Source organism: Phyllobacterium myrsinacearum (genome assembly GCF_014138285.1).
Taxonomy (GTDB): Bacteria; Pseudomonadota; Alphaproteobacteria; order Rhizobiales; family Rhizobiaceae; genus Phyllobacterium; species Phyllobacterium myrsinacearum_A.
The window spans coordinates 1-4,441 of sequence record NZ_JACGXN010000030.1; the positions used below are offsets into that span (position 1 = coordinate 1).

Here is a 4,441-nt window from a genome sequence, read left to right on the forward strand (position 1 = left end):
GTCTCTGCCAATAGCTTCTTCAGTCTGGCATTCTCATCTTCCAGAGCCTTCAGCTTACGCGCGTCGGAAACTTCCATCCCGCCAAACTTTGCCTTGTATTTATAAAACGTGGCTTCGGATATTCCATGCTTGCGGCATACATCAGCCGTCTTCAGCCCATTCTCGTGTTCCTTCAATATCCCGATGACCTGCTCATCTGTAAATCGTGCCTGCTTCATACCGTCCGTCTCCTCGTTCTGACGGACTCTACCAAATTTTGGAGGAAGTTCAGGGGCTCAGGTCATCTCGTCTCCAACAAGTTTTGTTGTGTCTGACAGAGAGCAATTTGATTGTGTTGAAAATGAAAGATATTGATTGGGTAAGCCACATCGATTTTTCAGAAAATCGCTATCTATTTCGTAGGAATTTTCCGATCGCTCTTAATGGAGCTGTAAGGCGCCAGGACGTCGAGTGCTGCAGATTCTCAATTTCAGACAAAGCGATTGAGAGGCTTTTGTCCAGATTGATATTCGTGCGGCTTGTAAGTTCCGCAAAACTTTTCAAATTCTTATCACGCTCTTCTTTGCCGGAAGTCAAAAATCGCGACAACTCTTTTGTAAGCTGACTGATTTGAGATTGAAGCTCTGTTCTAATCGAATCTCCGTACTCCCTCCGAACGCGTGCGCCAATTTCCCCTTCTTGCCATTCATGTGGAATGAATTCCTCCACAATATGAGGAAGGATGTTGCTCCTGGATACTCTTGCAACAAAAACGGCATTCAAATTGAGATCTTCCGCATTCATTTGTTCTATCGGCATAGGAGTATAGGTGAAATCGTTTTCCGATAATCTGTTATCGGCAGGAGATACGTGGAAGTATCTCATTAATTCATCCCAGTTTTCGGCTGAATGTTCCGGGGAGAGCCAGTGGTGATAAGGGCTTACTTCTTCGAAATATCTGGAGGCTTTACTAAACCAACCAAGCGGTGTGAGATTGGTCACATGGTAGATATTCCGGATGTTTTCCTCCAGTGACCGGAGCCCTAGTCTTGACGTGATTGCCGGGACTGAGAATATCATGATGCCACCGGGTTTAAGTACGCGGCAGCATTCAGAGAAGAAAACCTCGATTGCTCCGATATGTTCCATCGCCTGTGATGAAAAGATCGCGTCAAATTCAGCATTCTGAAACGGAAATCTTTGACCAAGATTGGCAACTACAAACTCTCGATTAGCCCCGCCATAATTTTGTTGAGCAAATGAAATCGCTTTGTTGGAATAGTCTGCGCCAGCCGCAAACTCTATTCCGTTATCAACGAGATACGCTGTTCCGTAGCCTGTACCGCACCCTGCATCTAACACTCTCTTTCCCTTGAGGAATGGAATGGCAAAACGGTAGACGGAGAGATGCGAGAAATAATTGGGATCATGATGTAATCCGACGACACGTTCGCCGTCATCCCCAACATCAGCAACAGTTTCTGCAGCAAGCACGATTGTACTCATAATTTTCTAGAGGTTTCAGTTGGCAGCATGAACACTCGTTCGTTGGGCATCCACGCTCACTGGAGAAACTACTCTTCCGATTCAGCTGGTATTTTTTTTAGTATAAAAGCTGCTTCGTTCTGAATAGCTGAACAAAATATGATCTCAAATCCAAACTGATCTTTCAGAATAGAAAGGTGATCCATAAAACTCTCTTTTGTCCAAGTGTGGACATGAATATCCACGCTATGCTCAAGCCCGCTTGTGGCAGCAGTCAATAGTTCGTCTGGATCGAATGGCGGCTGGCTTAATGGGTGAACATACTTGCAATGCTCTATATACGAATGCAAAAGGGAAGCCTTGCCGCCATCCTTCATGTCTTCAAGCAGATGATCGAACGATGTCAGCGGCCTCGCTCTGTCCGTTGTGTAACGCATATCCGGTATTATCAGGACGTATGTCCCGCCATCCTTCAAGCGCCTTAAGCCCTCCCGTATAGAACCGAATGGATTGTGGAGGTGCTCAATTACATGAGCAGAAATGATGAAATCCAAACTCTCTAGGGGAATAATGGAGAAGGTTTCCGCATTGATTTCGCCATCGTACAATACGTTCTGGTCCGCGAAATGCAATTCCAGTGTTTTAGCGTCCCGAATGTCTCCGTAATTAACTCTTGCTCCGTTTGGAACTGGAAACGGGCGATTTCCCGCACCTACTTCAACACCGTATCCATTCACATACGCATTGGCTAAGAGCTTTCGTGCGCCCATTACCTCGAAATAGCCAGACTTCTCATCAAATGTTCTGCGTTCTTTGTGTATTACCGCTGCGGTTTGCGCGAGATCGTCATGTGAAAATCTGAGCCAAAAATCAGTTGTTTCATCAATGTAAGTGGAGGTCACCGGTTCCATCCCATGCCATTACGAGTATCTCCTCAAGTGCAGTTAGCATGATATTTAAGCTGCAGCAATCAGATGAAATACAGAATGCGCAGCAGTGCTTTTTTGTCAGATATACTATTTAGAGTACGATATCGCGAACACAGAGATGGTTTAGAGGGTGCCGAAATCAAGCCACGTACATTCGCAGGAACACTCGGTTTATCGGCATTGCATCAATCGTTCCTGCGGGTTATTCACGTCGCCAACGAAATCAGCCTGAAAATCAATCAGCTCAAGAGAGCTCGATTGCTCTGCCGCGTTATGTAGTGGGTTGCGGTAATAATTGGAGATGAGAAATGGATAAACAACGGTGCGTGGTCTTGGGCGGCGGCGGGTTTATAGGTACCCATCTGTGTGACAGCTTGCATCGTCGTGGAGTAACGGTCAGGTCATTTGGCAGAAACCAGCCGTTGAGAGAGATTAAAGGGGTTGAGTGGGTAAAAGGTGATTTTACCGACGAAGTGGCGGTGGCAAATGCCGTCGGCGGATGCGAGGTGGTTTATCATTTAATTCATGCAACGACGCCAGCCACAGCAAATCTGGAAAAAGTCGAGGACGTTCAGCGAAGCGTGGTCGGTACCATAAAGCTTTTGGATCTATGCGTATCACTCGGTGTTGAAAAGATAATTTTCGTTTCGTCTGGAGGCACGGTTTATGGCGTTAATCAGAACATTCCGCTATCTGAAGAAGAGCCGACGGCGCCCATAAGTGTATATGGTACAAATAAGGTAACAATTGAGAATTATCTTCGCGTATTTTACCATGTTCACGGGTTGGAATATTATATTGCGCGCGTCTCCAATCCTTATGGTTCTTTGCAGAACGGATTGAAGAATCAGGGTCTAATTCCTACAGCTGCTAGAAATATAATAAACGATGATTCGATAAATATATTTGGAGACGGAAGTAACGTCAGAGACTATCTTTATATAGACGATTTAACCGATTTTCTTGTAAAACTTTTGGATTATTCTGGACAACAAAGAGTGTTTAATGCTGGTGGCGGGCAGGGAAAGTCTATTCTCGAAGTCATTAACGCGATAGAACTCAGATTAAACAAGAAAGCTAGGCTTCGTCATCTTGCGTCTCGACCTTTTGATGTCCCATCCAATGTTCTTTCGATTGATCGTGCCAAAAATGAACTCGATTGGTTTCCAAGGACGTCATTCGATGATGGAATGGACAAGACGATTGAATGGCTTACGCAAAACCTCTGATGGGGAATTGCCGACTTGCCTCAATGTGTGAACTAGAGCGTTTCCACTTTAATCGGGGTCATATCCGGCTGCTGCGAAGTAGTTTGCACATTCTTGCGGTTTGAAGAGCGAGACGATTTTGCCGACGGTGTCCCATAAGGCGTCAACGGAACGTTCGGCTCTGGCCCGCAGAAGCGCTTTAAGTTTGGAAAAGGCCATTTCGATGGGGTTGAAGTCGGGACTGTAGGGCGGCAGATAGAGCAGCTTGCCGCCAACAGCTTCAATAGCCTGGCGGACACCTTCAGCTTTGTGAGCAGGCAGATTATCCATGATGACAGTATCACCTAAACTGAGCGTCGGCACGAAGACCTGTTCGATGTAGGCCGGGAATGCGGCACCGTTCATCGGGCCGTCAAGGACCATCGGTGCGGTCATGCCGGAAAGCCTGAGCGCGCCTGTAAAGGTCGTGGTTTTCCAGTGTCCGTGGGGAACCGCCGATCGGCAACGTTGTCCGCAAAGGGATCGGCCGCGCAGTCGAGCCATCTTCGTGGAAAGGCCAGTCTCATCGATAAAAACCAGCTTGGCAGGATCAAGATCGAGCTGCCCATCAAACCAATCCTGACGGCGCTTCAAAAGGTCAGATCGCTCCTGCTCCAATGCATGTGCGGTCTTTTTTAAACGTCCAGCCCCGCTTGCGAAGCCACACATCAAGAGCGCTTCGGCCGATCGATACCGATTTGTTCTCGCTTAGAGCGTCGCGCCGTTAATGTGGTGCATATCCTGCAGCCTTGAAGTAATTCCAGCATTCTTCGGGTTTGTAGAGATTGCAGATGTCGCCGA

At 46.9% G+C, this 4,441-nt stretch carries 4 protein-coding genes and 1 pseudogene; 1 reads left to right on the top strand and 4 read right to left on the bottom strand.

The features are described 5' to 3' along the window. The 3 genes from FHW16_RS28590 to FHW16_RS28600 all read right to left on the bottom strand — a co-directional run. The coding region (locus FHW16_RS28590) for a transposase (protein WP_182552847.1) at positions 1-218 on the bottom strand (218 nt) is incomplete at its 3' end. 169 nt (positions 219-387) lie between these two features. Beyond that, positions 388-1,473: a methyltransferase domain-containing protein gene (locus FHW16_RS28595; protein ID WP_182552848.1), complete on the bottom strand. Its 1,086-nt coding sequence runs from the start codon at positions 1,471-1,473 to the stop codon at positions 388-390. A gap of 80 nt (positions 1,474-1,553) precedes the next feature. Continuing rightward, positions 1,554-2,366 (bottom strand): methyltransferase domain-containing protein, encoded by an 813-nt coding sequence (locus tag FHW16_RS28600; RefSeq protein ID WP_182552849.1) that lies wholly within the window; start codon positions 2,364-2,366, stop codon positions 1,554-1,556. 335 nt (positions 2,367-2,701) lie between these two features. On the opposite strand from FHW16_RS28600, the gene FHW16_RS28605 reads away from it, so the two are divergent. Next, positions 2,702-3,622, top strand: a complete 921-nt coding sequence (locus FHW16_RS28605) for an NAD-dependent epimerase/dehydratase family protein (RefSeq protein WP_182552850.1) — start codon at positions 2,702-2,704, stop codon at positions 3,620-3,622. 48 nt (positions 3,623-3,670) lie between these two features. Here FHW16_RS28605 and FHW16_RS28610 read toward each other — a convergent pair. Beyond that, a pseudogene (locus FHW16_RS28610) lies at positions 3,671-4,334 on the bottom strand (IS630 family transposase); the annotation flags it as partial. Positions 4,335-4,441 lie beyond the last annotated feature (107 nt).

Coding starts and splice junctions, on each gene's coding strand:
- FHW16_RS28605 (WP_182552850.1), top strand. CDS start 2,702: ATGGATAAACAACGGTGCGTGGTCTTGGGCGGCGGCGGGTTTATAGGT.